At 44.1% G+C, this 3,252-nt stretch carries 2 protein-coding genes; both read right to left on the bottom strand.

Annotated elements, in window-relative coordinates; translation table 11 throughout:
* Positions 1–38 precede the first annotated feature (38 nt).
* Entirely contained in the window at positions 39–1,742 is a 1,704-nt protein-coding gene (locus AC1DND_RS26395) for a beta-galactosidase (protein WP_477585638.1), read from the bottom strand.
* Positions 1,743–1,803: 61 nt separating this feature from the next.
* Positions 1,804–3,252: glycoside hydrolase family 2 TIM barrel-domain containing protein (locus AC1DND_RS26390; protein WP_477585636.1), on the bottom strand; the 1,449-nt coding region annotated here is incomplete at its 5' end.

The following is a 3,252-nucleotide window of genomic DNA, read 5'->3' as shown; positions in this document are numbered from 1 at the left end:
GGGTTCCAACCATTGCAGTGATATGAAGAATACGACGTTTACTCGCTCCAAACCAATACACCAGCAGGTTTCAATGTTTTTTCTCCAACAATGATCTTCGAATCTGCAGGAATATTTATGATATAATCGGTAGAAGAATAATTTACGGCCATATAAAACCCATCCCTCCAATAAACATAAACACCTGGTGGATAATTTTCGGTAGTTGCCCCTGCTCCGGTATAAGTATCGCGTAACAGATCCTTTTCCAGCTTAGAATCGTCTGTGGCCACACCAATGTAGGTTACCGATCCTTTACCGATTTTGTGTTTTACAACAGCTGCCTTTCCTTTATAAAACTGGTTTTCAAATCTAGCAAGAACTTCGGTCTTTTGATCGGGCTGCAACAGATCGCCCCATTTATTCCATTTGTAGTGCTCTGAGCCCATCTGGATGTCTCCTTTCGCATAAGCAGAAAGCATATCGGTTGCCATAATCTGTGCACCGATAAGGCCCGAAATTGGCGCTGCCAGTTTACCTTCCCAGAAATGCCCCATGCGGTTTTTGGTTGCTGTACGGCAGGTAATAATCAAATGTCCGCCACGGGTTACATAATCATTCCATTTCTTTACCAAAGCCGAGTCGGCCATTTCGTAAGCAGGAACAATTACCACCTTATATTTCGACAGATCAGTAGTTTCCGGTACTATATCAACAGGGGCTCCCAAAGATTTTGCCATTTCCAGAAACTTAACGGGATAGTTCCATGTGTCCCACTGGTTGGTCTGTTTCTGCCTGTCGATGGTCCAGTAATTTTCCAGGTTCCAAAGAATGGCGGTTGAGCGTTCCGTCAATTTTTCAGGCACTTTAGCCCCTGGCCTGTACAGCTTTCTCAGTTCTTTTATTTCTTTCATAAACTGGATATACTCTTCACCTCCTTGCGAAGGGGTAACCCCATCTGTTTGTATCACACCAGAATGGTATTGTTCGGCACTGTATAAAATCTGCCTGAACCGATAAGAACAGGCAAGTTTCCCACCCGCAGCAAAGGTATGGTACAGCCACATGCGCACTGTTCCGGGCAAAAGAAGTGGGTTGTAGCTTCCCCAGTTTACAGGACCAGGCTGAATTTCCATCACGCCCGATACGCCTCCTACACGCTTAAAATATTCTGATGCAAAAAGAATGACCCGGCTATCTCCCATCCTAAATCCCAGTTCGCCAATGTTGTCGCTGCCACCATTAGGATAAGCAGTATAAGCTGCAAAATCGAGTTTCTTTGTCCGCCCCGGATCAGAACCGGTAGAGACCGCGGTATAATTAGTGGTGATATATTGCTGCTTCGATATGAGGCCGCGTAAGGTGCCGGCCTGAAAATCGAGAAATTCGGCCTGCGCATCGGCACAGTAGCGCTTAAAATCGAGCAGGGCATGCGGATTGTTACCCCACCAGCCAACCAGATTGGTGTTATGGATCATAACCTGGTCGAAATTATTGTACCACTGGCTCCAGAAAGCTGTACCCCAGGCATCATTTAAAGCATCAATGGTTTTGTACCTGCTTTTTAGCCATTGCCTGAAAGCCTCCTGTGAAGACACGCTATAATCGGGTTTGGCATCGGGCTCATTATCCAGCTGCCATCCGGTTACATTTTTATGCTGACCATAGCGCCTGCCCATCTCGGTTACAATTTTTTCGACAAACAACCGGTACTTGGAATTAACGATCGACGCCAGTCCCCTTGTGCCATGTTCGGCACGGATATAATGCCGAAATAAACAGTGTTAATATAATCAGTGGTATAGTTTTTTTTAACATGGGAACTTAGTTCTTGTGGTTTAAATCTTTAATTGCTGTTTTGATGGTTAAAGTTTCCGCTGGTAAATCAGGCGAGGTAACCGTTAGTTTGATCTCGCCAGCTTCATGTTTGCTCTTTATCACAACTAAAGCTTTACCTTTCCAGGCTTTACGTGTATTGCCCACGTATTGTTCAAAATCTTTCAGATCAGCATTATCCACACCTGCAATTACGCCCGGACCTTCGATTTTGAAATGCAAACGGTTGGCCGCATTAGGTTGAATTGTTCCCTCTTTATCGGTTACTTCAATCGTGATGTACGACAAATCCTGTCCGTTGGCCAAGATCTCTTTCCGGTCTGCTGTTAGTGTTATTTTTGCAGCCTCTCCAACAGTTTTCAGGATGGCTGATCCCGTTTCTTTATTATCTTCTACACCTACGGCTTTAATCAAACCCGCAGCATATGGAACCTGAAAAGTAGCTTTAAACTGTTGTTCGCGTGTAGTTGCCTGTTCACCTATCAGTTTGTTATTAAGGTAAAGCCTAACTTTAGGATACTTAGCATACACTTCAACCTGAACTGTTTTTCCTTCAAAACCTGGCCATGTCCAGCTTTCCCATGTTGGCCATACAGACCACCAGGTTTCTTTGATYTCTAAAGGTTCCGGAGCAGGTTCACGAACGGCCATATAGAGTTTTTCGTTATTATTGTACAACATACTCCGGTAATGGGAAATAGGTTTTCTCCATCCGGTCAGATCGATATCACCACAATAAGCACCATGCCATGGAAAAAAATTATTTTCCCAGTGTTCACCAGGTGTCTCCCCAGAATAATACCAACGGCCGATGCCTGACTCACCCAGATAATCCATCGCTGTCCAAACAAAATCACCGATTACATAATTGTTTTCCTGTACCAGTTTCCAATTGGCAAAAGCATCTTTAGGATAGGATTCCGTTTGAACGATGATACGGGAAGGCACTCTTTTATGATCGTCTGGCGCAGTATGCAGGTTGTAATTGTAACCCGCAACATCGTGTACGTTTATCAAAGAATCCAGGTTTTCCCATTTGCCAAAATTCACAACTGCAGAAGTTACCGGCCTTGTAGTGTCTATTTTTTTTACTTCCTGCAAAAGCATTTTAGCCGTTTCAACAGCCTCGGGTTTTCCCCGTTCTACAATTTCGTTACCTATGCTCCACATGAAAACCGAAGGGTGGTTACGATCTCTCAAAATCATTGCCTGCAAATCTTTTTTCCACCACTGGTTGAAATATTTTGCATAATCGTTACTGTTTTTTCCAATTTTCCAGCAATCGAAAGATTCATCCATTACGAGAAGACCTAATCTGTCGCAGGCATCAAGAAATGCTTCGGAAGGTGGATTATGGGAAGTTCTTACCGCATTGAACCCACCGGCTTTAAGCAGTTCAACTTTGCGCTCTTCTGCACGATCAAAAGCAGCAGCACC

The sequence above is a fragment of the Pedobacter sp. 01N416 genome, assembly GCF_056399685.1.
The sequence above is the reverse complement of the archived record's forward strand: the minus strand, read 5'-3'. Positions and strand labels throughout refer to the sequence as shown.